This is a genomic window from Mycoplana sp. BE70 (assembly GCF_031455855.1).
In the GTDB taxonomy this organism is placed as follows: Bacteria; Pseudomonadota; Alphaproteobacteria; order Rhizobiales; family Rhizobiaceae; genus Mycoplana.
On record NZ_JAVDTM010000009.1, the window covers coordinates 257,569 to 273,091 of the forward strand.

The 15,523-nt window shown below is 60.6% G+C and carries 27 protein-coding genes and 1 pseudogene; all 28 read right to left on the reverse strand.

Annotated elements, in window-relative coordinates; genetic code table 11:
- Positions 1 to 11: 11 nt before the first annotated feature.
- Positions 12 to 434: a 50S ribosomal protein L17 gene (gene rplQ / locus J2Y48_RS18245; protein WP_310420818.1), complete on the reverse strand. Its 423-nt coding sequence runs from the start codon at positions 432 to 434 to the stop codon at positions 12 to 14.
- 123 nt (positions 435 to 557) lie between these two features.
- Positions 558 to 1,568, reverse strand: a complete 1,011-nt coding sequence (locus J2Y48_RS18250) for a DNA-directed RNA polymerase subunit alpha (RefSeq protein WP_310420821.1) — start codon at positions 1,566 to 1,568, stop codon at positions 558 to 560.
- A gap of 106 nt (positions 1,569 to 1,674) precedes the next feature.
- Positions 1,675 to 2,064 carry a 30S ribosomal protein S11 gene (gene rpsK, locus J2Y48_RS18255; protein ID WP_023513823.1) on the reverse strand — a complete coding sequence of 130 codons (390 nt, stop codon included), beginning with the start codon at positions 2,062 to 2,064 and terminating at the stop codon, positions 1,675 to 1,677.
- Positions 2,065 to 2,322: 258 nt separating this feature from the next.
- The gene (rpsM, locus tag J2Y48_RS18260) at positions 2,323 to 2,691 is read right to left on the reverse strand and encodes a 30S ribosomal protein S13 (RefSeq protein WP_310420824.1); all 369 of its coding nucleotides are present in this window, start codon (positions 2,689 to 2,691) and stop codon (positions 2,323 to 2,325) included.
- A gap of 229 nt (positions 2,692 to 2,920) precedes the next feature.
- The gene (locus J2Y48_RS18265; RefSeq protein ID WP_310420826.1) at positions 2,921 to 3,499 is read right to left on the reverse strand and encodes an adenylate kinase; all 579 of its coding nucleotides are present in this window, start codon (positions 3,497 to 3,499) and stop codon (positions 2,921 to 2,923) included.
- On the reverse strand, positions 3,496 to 4,836 hold the full coding sequence (gene secY / locus J2Y48_RS18270) for a preprotein translocase subunit SecY (RefSeq protein ID WP_310420830.1): 1,341 nt from the start codon (positions 4,834 to 4,836) through the stop codon (positions 3,496 to 3,498). The genes J2Y48_RS18265 and secY overlap by 4 nt, the downstream gene beginning before the upstream one ends.
- Positions 4,837 to 5,159: 323 nt before the next feature.
- Positions 5,160 to 5,630 (reverse strand): 50S ribosomal protein L15, encoded by a 471-nt coding sequence (rplO, locus tag J2Y48_RS18275; RefSeq protein ID WP_310420832.1) that lies wholly within the window; start codon positions 5,628 to 5,630, stop codon positions 5,160 to 5,162.
- 13 nt (positions 5,631 to 5,643) lie between these two features.
- On the reverse strand, positions 5,644 to 5,847 hold the full coding sequence (gene rpmD, locus J2Y48_RS18280) for a 50S ribosomal protein L30 (RefSeq protein WP_192244083.1): 204 nt from the start codon (positions 5,845 to 5,847) through the stop codon (positions 5,644 to 5,646).
- Positions 5,848 to 5,860: 13 nt separating this feature from the next.
- Positions 5,861 to 6,427, reverse strand: a complete 567-nt coding sequence (gene rpsE, locus J2Y48_RS18285) for a 30S ribosomal protein S5 (protein WP_310420834.1) — start codon at positions 6,425 to 6,427, stop codon at positions 5,861 to 5,863.
- A 126-nt stretch (positions 6,428 to 6,553) separates the two neighbouring features.
- A complete protein-coding gene (rplR, locus tag J2Y48_RS18290; RefSeq protein WP_310420836.1) occupies positions 6,554 to 6,916 on the reverse strand; it encodes a 50S ribosomal protein L18 in 363 nt (120 codons plus the stop codon).
- A gap of 12 nt (positions 6,917 to 6,928) precedes the next feature.
- On the reverse strand, positions 6,929 to 7,462 hold the full coding sequence (rplF, locus tag J2Y48_RS18295; RefSeq protein ID WP_310420838.1) for a 50S ribosomal protein L6: 534 nt from the start codon (positions 7,460 to 7,462) through the stop codon (positions 6,929 to 6,931).
- Between the two features lie 41 nt (positions 7,463 to 7,503).
- Positions 7,504 to 7,902 (reverse strand): 30S ribosomal protein S8, encoded by a 399-nt coding sequence (rpsH, locus tag J2Y48_RS18300; protein WP_310420840.1) that lies wholly within the window; start codon positions 7,900 to 7,902, stop codon positions 7,504 to 7,506.
- Between the two features lie 12 nt (positions 7,903 to 7,914).
- Positions 7,915 to 8,220 carry a 30S ribosomal protein S14 gene (rpsN, locus tag J2Y48_RS18305; protein ID WP_310420842.1) on the reverse strand — a complete coding sequence of 102 codons (306 nt, stop codon included), beginning with the start codon at positions 8,218 to 8,220 and terminating at the stop codon, positions 7,915 to 7,917.
- Between the two features lie 34 nt (positions 8,221 to 8,254).
- Positions 8,255 to 8,812 (reverse strand): 50S ribosomal protein L5, encoded by a 558-nt coding sequence (rplE, locus tag J2Y48_RS18310; RefSeq protein ID WP_310420844.1) that lies wholly within the window; start codon positions 8,810 to 8,812, stop codon positions 8,255 to 8,257.
- Positions 8,805 to 9,116 carry a 50S ribosomal protein L24 gene (gene rplX, locus J2Y48_RS18315; RefSeq protein WP_310420845.1) on the reverse strand — a complete coding sequence of 104 codons (312 nt, stop codon included), beginning with the start codon at positions 9,114 to 9,116 and terminating at the stop codon, positions 8,805 to 8,807. The genes rplE and rplX overlap by 8 nt, the downstream gene beginning before the upstream one ends.
- 13 nt (positions 9,117 to 9,129) lie before the next feature.
- Positions 9,130 to 9,498 (reverse strand): 50S ribosomal protein L14, encoded by a 369-nt coding sequence (rplN, locus tag J2Y48_RS18320; RefSeq protein WP_119258425.1) that lies wholly within the window; start codon positions 9,496 to 9,498, stop codon positions 9,130 to 9,132.
- A gap of 245 nt (positions 9,499 to 9,743) precedes the next feature.
- On the reverse strand, positions 9,744 to 9,980 hold the full coding sequence (rpsQ, locus tag J2Y48_RS18325) for a 30S ribosomal protein S17 (protein WP_310420848.1): 237 nt from the start codon (positions 9,978 to 9,980) through the stop codon (positions 9,744 to 9,746).
- 12 nt (positions 9,981 to 9,992) lie between these two features.
- On the reverse strand, positions 9,993 to 10,193 hold the full coding sequence (gene rpmC / locus J2Y48_RS18330; protein ID WP_112599126.1) for a 50S ribosomal protein L29: 201 nt from the start codon (positions 10,191 to 10,193) through the stop codon (positions 9,993 to 9,995).
- 10 nt (positions 10,194 to 10,203) lie between these two features.
- Positions 10,204 to 10,617 (reverse strand): 50S ribosomal protein L16, encoded by a 414-nt coding sequence (gene rplP, locus J2Y48_RS18335; RefSeq protein WP_003573792.1) that lies wholly within the window; start codon positions 10,615 to 10,617, stop codon positions 10,204 to 10,206.
- 33 nt (positions 10,618 to 10,650) lie between these two features.
- Positions 10,651 to 11,367, reverse strand: a complete 717-nt coding sequence (gene rpsC / locus J2Y48_RS18340; protein WP_310420849.1) for a 30S ribosomal protein S3 — start codon at positions 11,365 to 11,367, stop codon at positions 10,651 to 10,653.
- The gene (gene rplV / locus J2Y48_RS18345; RefSeq protein WP_310420851.1) at positions 11,367 to 11,756 is read right to left on the reverse strand and encodes a 50S ribosomal protein L22; all 390 of its coding nucleotides are present in this window, start codon (positions 11,754 to 11,756) and stop codon (positions 11,367 to 11,369) included. Before rplV ends, rpsC begins: the two co-directional genes overlap by 1 nt.
- Positions 11,757 to 11,758: 2 nt before the next feature.
- On the reverse strand, positions 11,759 to 12,037 hold the full coding sequence (rpsS, locus tag J2Y48_RS18350; RefSeq protein WP_075627127.1) for a 30S ribosomal protein S19: 279 nt from the start codon (positions 12,035 to 12,037) through the stop codon (positions 11,759 to 11,761).
- A 16-nt stretch (positions 12,038 to 12,053) separates the two neighbouring features.
- Entirely contained in the window at positions 12,054 to 12,890 is an 837-nt protein-coding gene (gene rplB / locus J2Y48_RS18355) for a 50S ribosomal protein L2 (RefSeq protein ID WP_310420853.1), read from the reverse strand.
- Positions 12,891 to 12,921: 31 nt separating this feature from the next.
- Positions 12,922 to 13,215 carry a 50S ribosomal protein L23 gene (locus J2Y48_RS18360; protein ID WP_310420855.1) on the reverse strand — a complete coding sequence of 98 codons (294 nt, stop codon included), beginning with the start codon at positions 13,213 to 13,215 and terminating at the stop codon, positions 12,922 to 12,924.
- Complete coding sequence (gene rplD / locus J2Y48_RS18365) at positions 13,212 to 13,832, reverse strand: 50S ribosomal protein L4 (RefSeq protein WP_310420857.1); 621 nt, start codon at positions 13,830 to 13,832, stop codon at positions 13,212 to 13,214. Before rplD ends, J2Y48_RS18360 begins: the two co-directional genes overlap by 4 nt.
- 12 nt (positions 13,833 to 13,844) lie before the next feature.
- A complete protein-coding gene (rplC, locus tag J2Y48_RS18370; RefSeq protein WP_310420858.1) occupies positions 13,845 to 14,528 on the reverse strand; it encodes a 50S ribosomal protein L3 in 684 nt (227 codons plus the stop codon).
- 167 nt (positions 14,529 to 14,695) lie between these two features.
- Positions 14,696 to 15,004 carry a 30S ribosomal protein S10 gene (gene rpsJ / locus J2Y48_RS18375; protein WP_108001314.1) on the reverse strand — a complete coding sequence of 103 codons (309 nt, stop codon included), beginning with the start codon at positions 15,002 to 15,004 and terminating at the stop codon, positions 14,696 to 14,698.
- Between the two features lie 434 nt (positions 15,005 to 15,438).
- Positions 15,439 to 15,523, reverse strand: a pseudogene (locus J2Y48_RS18380) (elongation factor Tu); the annotation flags it as partial.

Here is a 15,523-nt window from a genome sequence, read left to right on the forward strand (position 1 = left end):
GTTGCCTGAACTCAAGCAGCTTCGGCAGCAGCCTCGGCTTCGACGCGGGCCTTGTCGGCTGCGCCCTTGGCGGCGACGTCGCGGTCGACGAACTCGATGACGGCCAGTGCAGCGTTGTCGCCCTGGCGGTAGCCGGCCTTCATGATGCGAAGGTAGCCGCCGTTGCGGGTGGCGTAGCGCGAGGCGATCGCATCGAACAGCTTCGAAACGACAGCAGCGTCACGGATCTGCGAAATCGCCTGACGACGAGCGTGCAGGTCGCCGCGCTTGCCGAGGGTGACGAGCTTTTCGACGATCGGACGGATTTCCTTCGCCTTCGGAAGGGTCGTGACGATCTGCTCATGGGTGATGAGCGAAGCAGCCATGTTGGCGAACATCGCCTTGCGGTGGCTGGCGGTGCGGTTCAGCTTGCGGCCGGCTTTCTGGTGGCGCATTGCTATTCTCCTTCTGCGCAGGGCTCCCGATATCGCATCGGTCCTGCCGTTTCCTGGCACATACAGGCATCACGCCTGCTGTTTGACGGGGAAAGGCAGCGAAAAACCCTGCCTTTTTGTTGCTTAGTACTGGTCTTCGTAGCGCTTGGCGAGATCTTCGATGTTCTCGGGAGGCCAGGCCGGCACTTCCATGCCGAGATGCAGGCCCATGGAAGCGAGAACTTCCTTGATCTCGTTCAGCGACTTGCGACCGAAGTTCGGAGTGCGGAGCATTTCCGCTTCCGTCTTCTGGATCAGGTCGCCGATGTAGACGATGTTGTCGTTCTTCAGGCAGTTCGCCGAACGGACCGAAAGTTCCAGTTCGTCGACCTTCTTGAGCAGCGCCGGATTGAAGGCAAGCTCGGTGACCGCCTCTTCTTCGGTCTCCCGCTGCGGCTCGTCGAAGTTGACGAAGACCGACAGTTGGTCCTGAAGGATACGGGCGGCAAACGCAATCGCGTCTTCGCCGGTGACGGAGCCGTCGGTCTCGATCGACATCGTCAGCTTGTCGTAGTCGAGAACCTGTCCTTCGCGGGTATTTTCAACCTTGTAGGACACCTTCTTGACCGGCGAGTAGAGGCTGTCGACCGGGATGAGACCGATCGGCGCGTCTTCGGCGCGGTTGCGGTCGGCCGGAACGTAGCCCTTGCCGTTGTTGACGGTGAACTCCATGCGGATCTCCGCGCCCTCGTCGAGCGTGCAGATCACATGGTTCGGGTTGAGGATCTCGATGTCGCCAACCGTCTGGATGTCACCGGCGGTAACGACGCCCGGACCCTGCTTGCGCACGACCATGCGCTTGGAATCATCGCCGTCCATCTTGATGGCGATTTCCTTGATGTTGAGCACGATGTCCGTCACGTCTTCCCGGACGCCCGGGATCGAGGAGAACTCATGCAGTACGCCGTCGATCTGGACCGCGGTGACAGCAGCACCGCGCAGCGACGACAGAAGCACGCGGCGCAGCGCGTTGCCGAGCGTCAGACCGAAGCCGCGCTCGAGCGGTTCTGCGACGAGCGATACCTTGGTGCGACCGGAGGAGGCGAACTCCACCTTGTTCGGCTTGATCAGTTCCTGCCAGTTTTTCTGGATCATATCTTTTGCCTTCCGTTCGCCGCCACCATCCAATCGTGACGGCCGAGCCTTGAAGAGCCGGGAGGAGCGCGCCAACCGCGCTCACCGGCATGACGAATTTGAATGATCAGACGCGGCGCTTCTTGCGCGGGCGGCAGCCGTTGTGCGGGATCGGCGTGACGTCGCGGATCGAGGTGATCATGAAGCCGGCAGCCTGCAAGGCGCGCAGAGCCGATTCACGGCCGGAACCCGGGCCGCAGACTTCGACTTCGAGCGACTTCATGCCGTGCTCCTGGGCCTTCTTGGCGCAGTCTTCAGCAGCAATCTGGGCCGCGAACGGGGTCGACTTGCGCGAACCCTTGAAGCCCTTGGCGCCGGCCGACGACCAGGCAATGGCGTTGCCCTGTGCGTCGGTGATGGTGATCATTGTGTTGTTGAACGAAGAATTGACGTGAGCAACACCGGAGGTGATGTTCTTGCGTTCGCGACGGCGGACGCGTGCGGCTTCCTTGGCCATGGGTAGTCCTTTCGTTGATCTCTACACCGCCGTAGTTCCAGCGGCTCCACCGGGTGGAGGCATTCACGCCCCTGCCCTGCATTATTGTTTGCCCGAACCCTGGGGCTCGTGCGGCGATATCGTCACTGCCGTAATACCAGCAGCTCCACCGACCGGGACGACCTTCAAAGACGGCCACCGCATAGCGACCAAGATCCCGCTCGAAACTCAAAAGAGGCCGGCGCAGGCGCCAGCCTCCAATTTCCCGATTGCGGGAAATTACTTCTTCTTGCCCGCGATCGCCTTCGCCGGACCCTTGCGGGTACGTGCGTTGGTGTGCGTGCGCTGACCGCGAACCGGAAGGCTGCGGCGATGACGCAGGCCGCGGTAGCAGCCGAGGTCCATCAGGCGCTTGATGTTCATCGAGGTCTCGCGACGCAGGTCGCCTTCAACCTGATAGTCACGGTCGATGGCTTCACGGATCGCCAGAACCTCGGCATCAGTCAACTGATGCACGCGGCGCTCCGCCGGAATGCCGACCTTTTCGATGATTTCCTGTGCGAATTTCGGGCCGATCCCGTGAATGTAACGCAGCGCGATAACGACGCGCTTTGCAGTCGGGATGTTGACGCCAGCGATACGAGCCACGCCTGTTCTCCTTGCTTCCAGTTGCCATCCGGCAAGTGGGTTTCTTCGTCATACGGCCGATGGCCGCTCGTTCAATTAGAAGTTCGAGACACGTCAAAAGCGACCGCACTCGGACCTCATTCTTCTGAGGAATCCGCGCCGATCGCTTAAATGCCGCGAGTTGGCGCTGTCTTAAGGGGAATCGGCCGGAAAAGTCAACCCCGGCCGCCCGTTTTGGCAATGGTCCGACTTAAGCCAGGATCCTGCCAATTTCTTTGGTCACCGCATCGACATCCGCCATGCCGTCGACTGTCTGCAGCTTTCCGGTTGTCGCATAGTAGTTCGACAAGGGCGCAGTCTTTTCACGGTATTCGGCGAGCCGCCGCCGGAAGGCGTCCGGATTGTCGTCGGAGCGGACGGAGCCGCCGGCGGCAATAGTTTCGGCGACACGCGTCTCCATGCGCCTGACCAGTGCCGCCTCATCAACCTTCAGCTCGATGACCGCGTCGAGGCCGATGCCCTTGCCGGCAAGCATTTCGTCGAGCGCCTGCGCCTGGGGCACGGTGCGCGGGTAACCATCCAGAATGAACCCCCTGGCGCAGTCCGGCGAATCGATTCGATCGGAGACGATCTCGTTGACGATGGCGTCGGAAACAAGTTCCCCCGCATCCATCACCGCCTTTGCCCGCTTGCCGACCTCCGTCTGCGCCGCGACGGCGGCGCGCAACATGTCCCCGGTGGAAAGCTGGGGAATTCCGTGCCTTTCCGTCAGGAGCTTCGCCTGCGTGCCTTTGCCGGCACCCGGCGGCCCCAAAAATATCAGTCTCATCGTCCCCTCTTACCTCCGCGCAGCTTCGACTTCTTGATCAGCCCCTCGTACTGCTGTGCGATCAGGTGACCCTGAATCTGTGCTACAGTATCAAGGGTGACGCTGACAACAATCAAAAGCGACGTACCACCAAGGTAGAACGGCACGCCGGTCTGCGCGATCAGGATTTCCGGAAGAATACAAACGAAGACGAGATAGATGGCGCCGAGCACCGTGATACGGGTCAGCACGTAGTCGATGTACTCGGCGGTGCGCTCGCCCGGGCGGATTCCCGGAATAAAGCCGCCATGCTTTTTCAGATTGTCGGCGGTGTCCTTCGGATTGAACACGATCGCCGTATAGAAGAAGGCGAAGAACGCAATCATCGCTGCATAAAAGACCATGTAGAGCGGCTTGCCATGGCCAAGTGAGGCAATGATCGTCGTTGCCCAACCGGGCAGCTCGGTCGTATTGCTGAAGCCGGCAAGTGTCGCCGGCAGCAGCAGCAGCGACGAGGCGAAAATCGCCGGAATCACGCCCGAGGTGTTGAGCTTCAGCGGCAGGTGCGAAGTGTCGCCCTGGAACATGCGGTTGCCGACCTGGCGCTTCGGATACTGGATCAGCAGGCGACGTTGCGCGCGCTCCACAAAGACGATCAGCGCGATCACGCCGACGGCCATGACGACGACGGCCGCAATGACGCCGAAGGACAGCGCGCCGGTCCGGCCAAGTTCGAGGGTTCCGGCCAACGCAGTCGGCAGATGCGCCACGATCCCGGCGAAGATGATCAGCGAAATACCGTTGCCGATGCCGCGCGAGGTGATCTGCTCCCCGAGCCACATCAGGAACATCGTGCCGCCGAGCAGCGAGATGACCGTCGAGATGCGGAAGAACCAGCCCGGATCGACCACCAGTCCCTCACCGCCTTCGAGGCCGACCGCGATGCCGTAGGCCTGCAACGCGCCGAGCAGGACGGTGCCGTAACGGGTGTACTGGTTGATGATCTTGCGACCCTGTTCGCCTTCCTTCTTCAACTGCTCCAACGCCGGAACGACCGACGTCATCAGCTGAACGATGATCGAGGCGGAGATGTAGGGCATGATGCCCAGCGCGAAAATCGCCATCCGCTCGACGGCGCCGCCGGAAAACATGTTGAACAGGCCAAGGATACCGCCGCTCTGCCCCTGGAAGGCACGGGCGAACGCGTCCGCGTTCAAGCCCGGAAGCGGGATATAGGTCCCAAGCCGGTAGACCAGCAGCGCGCCAAGGGTGAACCAAAGGCGCTTCTTCAGATCCTCGGCCTTGGCGAAGGTCGAAAAGTTGAGATTGGAGGCAAGTTGTTCCGCTGCCGAAGCCATGCATTTCTCCGCGTAACCATGCCCGAAGCGGAGGAAGGGATCCCAGGCCCGGACAACGGCTGATCCGTTGCGGCGCGCCCCCTGCCCGGCTTCCGCCCGGCTCAATGGCACGCCTGAATTTCATTGCCGGCCCGACCGAAAGGCGAAGCAGGCGGAACGGAGGGTAAACCGGGCAGAACGGGGATTGTCAAGCAATCCAGGCCTCACCGCGGTCTAAACTCCCGAGAAACAAACGAAGCGTGCTTCGCCTGCCAGTGTGAGGCTCTCATATGGGAGCAAGAACGCCCGGAATGAAGCACTCCGGGCGTTCAAAAATTCGAAATTTACTCGGCAGCAGCCGAAAGCAGCTTCACGTTGCCGCCGGCCTTCTCGATCTTCTCGACGGCCGCCTTGGAGGCGCCGGCGACTTCGATCGAAAGCTTCGCCTTCAGCTCACCGTCGGCGAGGATGCGAACGCCGTCCTTGGCGCGACGGATCACGCCGGCAGCCTTCAGGGCTGCTGCATCGACCGTTGCCTTCGGATCCAGCTTGCCTGCGTCGATCGCCTTCTGAAGGCGGTCGAGCGATACAACGACAAATTCGGAAGCGAAGATGTTGTTGAAACCGCGCTTCGGCAGACGGCGGTAGATGGGCATCTGGCCGCCTTCGAAGCCGTTGATCGAGACGCCCGAGCGGGACTTCTGACCCTTGACGCCGCGGCCGCCGGTCTTGCCGGAGCCCGAACCGATACCGCGACCGACGCGCTTGCGGTTCTGGGTTGCGCCTTCGTTGTCCTTGATTTCGTTCAGTTTCATGAGCTTATCTCCCTCACTTCTCGTCGACGACGCGAACGAGGTGCTGGACGGCACGGATCATGCCACGCACGGAAGGCGTATCTTCCAGCGTGCGAACCCGGTGCATCTTGTTGAGACCGAGGCCGATCAGCGTCTGGCGCTGGACGGCCGGGCGGCGGATCGGCGAGCCGATCTGCTCGACGGTGACCGTCTTCGTTGCAGCTTCTTTCTTAGCCATTGTTCAAGCTCCCTTATTCTTCGGAAGCGACGCCGGCGGAAGCGCGGCGGGCCTGCAGCGTTGCGTACTTGATGCCGCGCTGTGCCGCGATGTCCTTCGGGTGCATCTGGCTCTTGAGCGCGTCGAAGGTCGCACGGATCATGTTGTAGGGGTTCGACGAACCGGTCGACTTGGCGACGACGTCCTGCATGCCGAGCGTTTCGAAAACGGCGCGCATCGGACCACCGGCGATGATACCGGTACCGGCCTTGGCCGAACGCAGCAGCACCTTGCCGGCGCCGTGGCGGCCGTGCACGTCGTGGTGCAGCGTGCGGCCGGAGCGCAGCGGAACGAAGATGAGGTCGCGCTTGGCGGATTCGGTGGCCTTCCGGATCGCTTCCGGAACTTCACGGGCCTTGCCGTGGCCGAAGCCAACGCGGCCCTTCTGGTCGCCGACGACGACGAGGGCTGCAAAGCCGAAACGACGGCCGCCCTTCACCACCTTGGCGACGCGATTGATTGCTACGAGCTTGTCGACAAATTCGCTGTCGCGCTCTTCACGGGGCTGGCGATCCTCGCGGCCCCTTCTTTCCTGTGCCATTGTCCTTTTCCTTTTTCTTTTCCGGGTGCAATCGGCAGATTGTCAAAAGATCGCCTTGCCCATTTCGGACAGGCGACCACTACCCACTGATTGTCGAATGGCGGGCACGAGGCCCGCCAACAACGATCAGAAGCTCAGACCACCTTCACGGGCAGCCTCGGCAAGAGCCTTGATGCGACCGTGATAGATGAAGGCGCCGCGGTCGAAGACCACTTCCTTGACGCCAGCCTTGACGGCACGCTCAGCGATGAGCTTGCCGACGGCAGCAGCGGCTGCCGCGTCGGCGCCCGTCTTCAAAGACGAGCGCAGATCGGTGTCGAGCGTGGAGGCGGACGCAAGCGTCTTGCCGGCCACGTCGTCGATGACCTGTACGTAGATGTTCTTCGACGAGCGATGAACCGACAGGCGCGGACGGCCGTTGGCGACCGCCTTGATTTGACGGCGCACGCGGTTGGCACGACGTGCAAGTGTTTCTTTCCTGCTAGCCATATCGCGTGATCCTTACTTCTTCTTGCCTTCTTTGCGGACAATCCGCTCTTCGGCATACTTGACGCCCTTGCCCTTGTAGGGCTCGGGGGAGCGGTATTCGCGGATTTCCGCGGCAACCTGGCCGACCTGCTGCTTGTTGATGCCGCTGACGATGATTTCAGTCGGCTTCGGAACAGCGATCGTGATGCCTTCCGGGGTCTGATAGACCACGTCGTGGCTGAAACCGAGCGCCAACTGCAGGTTCTTGCCCTGCATGGACGCACGATAACCGACGCCGTTGATCTCGAGCTTGCGCTCGAAACCGTCCTTGACGCCCTTGAGGATGCCTTCGATCATCGTGCGGGACATGCCCCACTTCGACCGAGCGTCCTTGGACTGATTGATCGGCTGGACGACAATGGCGTTGTCTTCCAGCTTCACGGAAACCTCGTCGTTTGCGACGAAGAAGAGTTCACCCTTCGGGCCCTTTGCGGAAACCTTCTGGCCATCAACAGAAGCCGAGACACCAGCGGGAACCGGAACGGGTCTTTTACCGATACGAGACATTTTCTATCCTGTCTGTTCGCTATGGAGTTTCCTTGCCTGCCTTAGAAGACAGAGCAAAGAAGCTCGCCACCAACGTTCTGTTCGCGTGCCTGGTGATCGGCCATCACGCCCTTCGGGGTCGAAAGGATGGTGATACCGAGACCGTTCGCGACCTGCGGAATGGACTTGACCGAGACATAAACCCGGCGGCCCGGCTTGGAGACGCGGTCGATCTTGCGGATCACGGACGCGCCTTCATAGTATTTCAGTTCGATGTTCAACTCGGCCTTGCCATTGTCGAACTCGACTTCGGAGTAACCGCGGATGTAGCCTTCGGCCTGAAGGACATCGAGAACGCGTGCACGCAGCTTGGAAGCCGGCGTGGAAACGCTCGACTTGCGGCGAGCAGCACCGTTGCGGATACGGGTGAGCATATCGCCCAGCGGATCAGTCATTGCCATGTACCCGTCTCCTTACCAGCTCGACTTGACGATGCCCGGCACCTTGCCGAGATTGCCGAGTTCACGCAGCGCGATACGCGACATGCGGAGTTTACGATAGAATGCGCGCGGGCGGCCCGTGACTTCGCAACGGTTGCGGATGCGGGTCTTGGAGCCATTGCGCGGCAGGGCGGCAAGCTTCAGGGTGGCCTTGAACCGATCTTCAATCGGAAGCGACTGGTTCTGGATGATTGCCTTCAGAGCCGCACGCTTTGCGGCCTGGTTGGCAACCAGTTTGCGGCGGCGCTTGTTCTTTTCAACTGCGCTCGTTTTCGCCATAACAGTTATCCTTCTTTACGCTTGTCGTTACGGATTACTGACGGAACGGGAAGTTCAGCTCTTTCAACAGAGCGCGAGCTTCGTCGTCGTTAGCGGCCGTCGTGCAAACGATGATGTCCATGCCCCACATCTGATCAACCTTGTCGTAGTTGATTTCAGGGAACACAATGTGCTCCTTGATGCCCATGGCGAAATTGCCACGACCATCGAAGGACTTCGGGTTCAGACCACGGAAGTCGCGTACGCGAGGCAGCGCGATGTTCACGAGGCGATCCAGAAATTCGTACATGCGAACGCCGCGCAGGGTGACCTTGGCGCCGATCGGCATGCCTTCGCGAAGCTTGAAGCCCGCGATGGAATTGCGCGCACGGGTGATGACCGGCTTCTGACCGGCGATAGCAGCCAGATCGGCAGCAGCAACCGTAGGCTTCTTCGAGTCGCCCGTCGATTCGCCAACACCCATGTTGATTACGATCTTGTCGAGGCGCGGGATCTGCATCTCGTTGGCGTAGGAAAACTGCTCCTGCAGCGCCTTGCGGATACGCTCGACATATTCCTTCTTGAGCCGCGGCTCATACTTGGTCTCAGCCATCGATCGAAACTCCCGAACGCTTTGCCACCCGGACCTTCTTGTCGCCTTCGATCTTGAAACCGACGCGGGTCGGCTTGCCGTCCTTGGGGTCGGCGATCGCGATGTTGGACAGGTGGATCGAGGCTTCTTTGGTGATAATGCCGGCTTCCTGCGCCTGGGTCTGGCGCTGATGGCGCTTGACCATGTTGACGCCGCGCACGACCGCGCGATCTTCCTTCGGCATCACCTGGATGACTTCGCCGGTACGGCCCTTGTCCTTACCGGTCAGTACGACGACCTTGTCGCCCTTGCGAATCTTTTGCATAGCCATCGCCCCCTTAGAGTACTTCCGGAGCCAGCGAGATGATCTTCATGTGGTTCTTGGCGCGAAGTTCGCGCGGAACCGGTCCGAAGATACGGGTGCCGATCGGCTCTTTCTTGTTGTCGATCAGGACAGCTGCATTGCTGTCGAAACGAATGACGCTGCCATCGGCGCGACGGATGTCCTTGGCGGTGCGAACGACAACCGCCTTCATCACGTCACCCTTCTTTACGCGGCCACGCGGAATCGCTTCCTTGATCGAGACGACAATGATGTCGCCGACCGAAGCGTACTTGCGCTTGGAACCGCCCAGCACCTTGATGCACATGACACGACGTGCGCCGGAATTATCCGCCACGTCGAGGTTAGTCTGCATCTGAATCATGTCAGGTCGCCTTCTTGTTGTAACCGGACCGGTTGGGCACGGATGCCCCCTGTTCCAGCTTATGAGAATCCATGTTTTCGCGCGGGATGGGTCTTGCCAAGGTGGTTTCCTCGTCAGTTCCGCCTGGCGAAACCCGGGACCTTCCCTGCGCTGAAAGCAAAAGACGCTCGCGATTCCGAGCGTCCTTGCGCTGCTTCATACAGGTTTTCGCGCAAAGGGCAACCCCTTGCGCGAAAAGTGTTGTATCAGGCCTGGGCGGAAACGACCGTCCAGCGCTTGTCCTTGGAGATCGGCGCGCATTCCTCGATGGAAACAACGTCGCCAACCTTGAACTGGTTGGTTTCGTCGTGCGCCTTGTACTTCTTCGAGCGACGAACGGTCTTCTGAAGAAGCGGGTGTGCAAAGCGGCGTTCGACGCGAACGACAACGGTCTTGTCGTTCTTGTCGCTGACTACGGTGCCCTGCAGAATGCGTTTCGGCATTTTTCTTGGTCCTTAGGCCTTGGCTTCTGCCGCCTTCTGGCGGGCAATGGTTTTCACGCGCGCGATATCCTTGCGGACTTCGTTGATACGCGAGGACTTTTCGAGCTGGCCGGTCGCCTTCTGAAAGCGCAGATTGAACTGCTCTTTCTTCAACTTGGCAAGCTCGTCGTTAAGCTGGTCGGCGCTGAGTGCGCGAACATCTGCGGCTTTCATGGCTCAATCCTCACTCTGCAATGCGCTGTACGAAGCGCGTCTTGACCGAGAGCTTGGCGGAACCCAGACGAAGAGCCTCGCGGGCGATCTCTTCGCTGACGCCGTCGATCTCAAACATCATACGGCCGGGCTTGACCTTGCATGCCCAGTATTCAACCGAACCCTTGCCCTTACCCATGCGGACTTCGGTCGGCTTTGCGGTTACCGGAACGTCCGGGAACACGCGGATCCAAACGCGACCGGCACGCTTCATGTAGCGGGTGATCGCGCGGCGGGCCGCTTCGATTTCGCGTGCGTTGACGCGGTTGGGTTCCTGAGCCTTCAAGCCGAACTCGCCGAAGGCGAGGTCCGAGCCGCCCTTGGCGACGCCCTTGATGCGGCCCTTGAACTGCTTGCGGTACTTAGTACGCTTTGGCTGCAACATTTTCTATTCTCCGATCTGCTCGCCTAAAGCGAATTAAGCGTTTTCACGGCGGCGGCGGTCGCCCTGGCGTTCGCCCTGGGCTTCACCTTCGGTCGCGCGGCGCTCGGAGGCCATCGGATCGTGCTCAAGGATTTCGCCCTTGAAGATCCAGACCTTGATGCCGCAGATGCCGAAAGCGGTTTCCGCTTCTGCCGTACCATAGTCGATGTCCGCCCGCAGCGTGTGCAGCGGAACGCGGCCTTCGCGGTACCATTCGGTACGGGCGATTTCCGCGCCACCCAGACGGCCGCCGCAGGTGATCTTGATGCCTTCGGCGCCAAGACGCATTGCCGACTGAACCGCACGCTTCATCGCACGGCGGAAGGCCACGCGACGCTCGAGCTGCTGGGCGATCGACTGGGCAACCAGCGTCGCGTCGGTTTCCGGCTTGCGCACTTCAACGATGTTGAGGTGCGTCTCGGAGCTGGTCATCTCGGAAAGCTTCTTGCGAAGCTTCTCGATGTCTGCGCCCTTCTTGCCGATGATCAGACCCGGACGAGCCGAGTGGATCGTGACGCGGCACTTCTTGTGCGGACGCTCGATGACGACCTTCGAGATACCGGCCTGCTTCAGTTCGCCCATCAGATAGCTACGGATCTTCAGGTCTTCATGAAGCAGCTGGCCATACTCGGCGTTGTCGGCAAACCAGCGGCTATCCCAGGTACGGTTGATGCCGAGGCGGAAGCCGATCGGATTGATTTTCTGACCCATTATGCGGCCTCCCCTTTGGCTTCAGCTTCACGGACGACGATCGTCAGGTGCGAGAAAGCCTTCTCGACACGCGATGCACGACCGCGACCGCGGGCGTGGAAGCGCTTCATGACGATCGACTTTCCGACGTAAGCCTCAGCGACGACGAGCGAGTCGACGTCGAGATCGTGGTTGTTCTCAGCGTTCGCGATCGCCGATTCCAGGGTCTTCTTGACCGTGCCGGCAATACGCTTGCGGGAGAATTCAAGTTCGGCCAGAGCGCGGTCGACCTTCTTGCCGCGGATCATCGCGGCAACCAGGTTGAGCTTCTGGGGGCTGACGCGGATCGTGCGCGCAATGGCCTGCGCCTCGTTATCCTTCAGCCGACGTTCGGCTTTTGCCTTGCCCATCGTTACTTCCTCTTCGCCTTCTTGTCCGCACCGTGACCGTAGTAGGTCCGGGTCGGAGAGAATTCACCGAACTTGTGCCCGACCATGTCTTCATTGACGCTGACCGGAACATGCTTGCTGCCGTTGTAGACACCAAAGGTGAGACCGACGAACTGCGGCAGGATCGTGGAGCGACGGCTCCAGATCTTGATAACCTCGTTGCGGCCGCCTTCGCGCACCTTCTCAGCCTTCTTGAGAAGATAGCCGTCAACAAACGGGCCTTTCCATACTGAACGAGCCATTTCTGACTAACCTCTCTTACTTCTTCTTCAGGTGGCGCGAGCGCATGATGAACTTGTCGGTCGACTTGTTCGAACGCGTACGCTTGCCCTTGGTCGGCTTGCCCCACGGCGAAACCGGGTGACGACCACCGGACGTGCGGCCTTCGCCGCCACCGTGCGGGTGGTCGACCGGGTTCATGACGACACCGCGGTTATGCGGGGTCTTGCCGCGCCAGCGAGTACGACCGGCCTTGCCGTCGTTGATGTTGGCGTGATCCGGGTTGGATACGGCGCCTATGGTGGCCAGGCACAAGCCCGGTACGAGGCGCTGTTCGCCGGAGTTCAGGCGAAGGATAGCCATGCCCTGGTCACGGCCGACGAGCTGGACGAAGGTGCCTGCCGAACGGGCGATCTGGCCGCCCTTGCCCGGCTTCATCTCGACGTTGTGAACGATCGAACCGACCGGGATGTACTGCAGGGGCATCGCGTTGCCCGGCTTGACGTCAACCGCCTTGTCCGAGGCAATCACCTTGTCGCCGGCAGCAAGACGCTGCGGCGCGAGGATGTAGGCCTGCTCGCCATCGGCATAGGACACCAGAGCGATGAACGCGGAACGGTTCGGGTCGTATTCCAGGCGCTCGACCGTGCCCTCGACGTCAAACTTGCGACGCTTGAAGTCAATCAGACGGTAGCTGCGCTTGTGACCGCCGCCGATAAAGCGGGCAGTAATGCGACCGAGGTTGTTACGGCCACCGCTCTTGGAGAGACCTTCGGTCAGAGCCTTGACCGGCTTGCCCTTGTACAGGCCCGAACGGTCGACGATGACGAGCTGACGCTGGCTCGGAGTGGTCGGATTGAAACTTTTCAATGCCATTTTCTTGTTTCCTCTTTAGCCGACTGCCCGATTAGAGCCCGGTGGAGACGTCGATCGACTGACCGTCAGCAAGCGTGACGATCGCCTTCTTGACATCTCCCTGCCGGCCGGAGAAGCCGCGGAAACGCTTGATCTTGCCCTTGCGGACGAGCGTGTTCACAGCCGTGACCTTGACGCCGAACAGAGCTTCGACCGCAGCCTTGATCTCAGGCTTGGAAGCGCGCTTGGCGACGTTGAATACGACCTGGTTCTGTTCGGAGACCAGCGTCGACTTTTCCGTGATCGACGGCGAGACGATCACATCATAGTGGCGAAGATCCGTCATTTGAACCGCTCCTCCAGAGCTTCGACTGCAGCCTTGGAAAGCACGAGCTTGCCACGGCGCAGGATGTCGTAAACGTTGATGCCCTGGATCGGCAGAACGTCCACGTTCGGGATATTCTGTGCTGCGAGCTTGAAGTTGTTGTCGAGCTCGGCGCCACCGATGAAGAGCGCGTTGGTCAGGCCGAGGCTGGCGAACGAGCCGGCCAGTGCCTTGGTCTTTGCTTCGGCAGCAACGAGATCATCGATGATGATGATGTCTTCTGCCTTCAGCTTTGCGGAAAGCGCGTGGCGCAGGCCGAGGGCGCGAACCTTCTTCGGAAGGTCATGCTCGTGGCTGCGAACGACCGGACCATGAGCCCTGCCGCCGCCGCGGAACTGCGGTGCACGGGCAGAATGGTGACGAGCGCGACCCGTGCCCTTCTGCTTGTACATCTTGGCACCGGTGCGGGAAACTTCAGCGCGGCCCTTGGTCTTGTGGGTGCCCTGCTGCTTCTTGGCAAGCTGCCAGCGAACGACGCGGGCGATGATGTCCTCGCGCGGCTCCAGACCGAAGATCGCGTCGGAGAGGGAAACCTTGCCGGCGTCCTTCCCTTCGAGGGTCGTGACTTTGAGATCCATAACCAGGCTCCCTTACTTAGCTGCGGCGCGAACAGCGGCCGGACGCGGAGCGTCAGCCGGCGTGCCGGACTTGATGGCGTCGCGAACGACGATCCAGGAACCCTTGGAACCCGGTACGGCGCCCTTGACGAGGATCAGACCACGGTCCTCATCGGTCGAAACGACCTCGAGGTTCTGGGTGGTGACGCGCGTCTGGCCCATGTGACCAGCCATGCGCTTGCCCTTCCAGACGCGACCCGGATCCTGGTTGGAGCCGGTCGAACCATGCGAGCGGTGCGAGACGGACACGCCGTGCGTGGCGCGCAGACCGCCGAAGTTGTGGCGCTTCATCGCACCGGCAAAACCCTTACCGATCGTGGTGCCAGTGACGTCGACCAGCTGGCCGGCGACGAAATGGCTGGCGGAAAGCTCCGCACCGATCTCGACAAGGTTGTCGGCGGAAACGCGGAACTCGACGAGCTTCGCCTTCGGCTCTACGCTTGCAGCGGCAAACTGACCGCGAAGCGCCTTCGACGTGTTCTTGACTTTCGAATGGCCGGCACCGAGCTGAACTGCGGTGTAGCCATTCTTTTCTTCCGTGCGATGGGCGACAACCTGGCAGCCGTCCAATCGCAAAACTGTTACAGGAACGTGCTCTCCTGCGTCGTTATAGACGCGGGTCATTCCCACTTTCTGTGCAATCACACCTGAACGCATGGTTCATTCCTCTTAGAAGTCCTGTCGGGGCAGAGCCCCCACACGCCTCTTGTTTAAGGATTCCACGGAGGCCGTCCGACCTTCGGGTTTCCCGTTCCTAGAAGCCGTTGGCGTTACCGCCACGTACCTTCCTTGTTATTCGGCTTACGCCGGACTTGAGAACCCGATTAGAGCTTGATCTCTACGTCGACGCCGGCGGCGAGATCGAGCTTCATCAGGGCGTCGACCGTCTGAGGGGTCGGGTCGACAATGTCGAGAAGACGCTTGTGAGTGCGCATCTCGAACTGTTCGCGGCTCTTCTTGTCGATGTGAGGCGACCGGTTAACCGTGAATTTTTCAATACGCGTCGGAAGCGGCACCGGGCCGCGCACGCCTGCACCGGTACGCTTGGCCGTCGACACGATTTCGCGCGTCGAGGCATCGAGGATCCGGTGATCAAACGCCTTGAGGCGGATGCGGATGTTCTGGCCGTTCATACGACTTGTCCTTGTTCTTGTTTACCGCGGCTCCATTAGAGGAACACGCATTGAACTTCGATTAATGTCCGGCCAGTCCGCTAGCTTTTCAAAGATCGGAGGGACAGGGTTTCCCCTGCCCCTTCCTATTTGAGCGGCCGTGGCCGGCCTTGTCCTTTGGCGATCGCACCATGACGAAGCAGGGTGCAAATCACGCGTGCGCGCCATTTGCACTATTTTCGCGTCGTCGGCAAGCGGTGCGACCGACTAAATCTTTCGTGGCGGCTATGCCTGGGCCGCATAGCGACGCGGCCCGAGCGTTTCGCCTGTTTTACCTTCGCCGATTACTCGACGATCGAGGCTACGATGCCGGCGCCGCAGGCAAATCGCGCTGACGCGCCATTTGCCCGATTCTTGCGCCGTCGGCATGCTGTCGCCATCGGCCTCGCCGTCGATTACTCGACGATCGAGGCTACGATGCCGGCGCCGACGGTACGGCCGCCTTCGCGGATGGCGAAGCGCAGCTTTTCTTCCATGGCG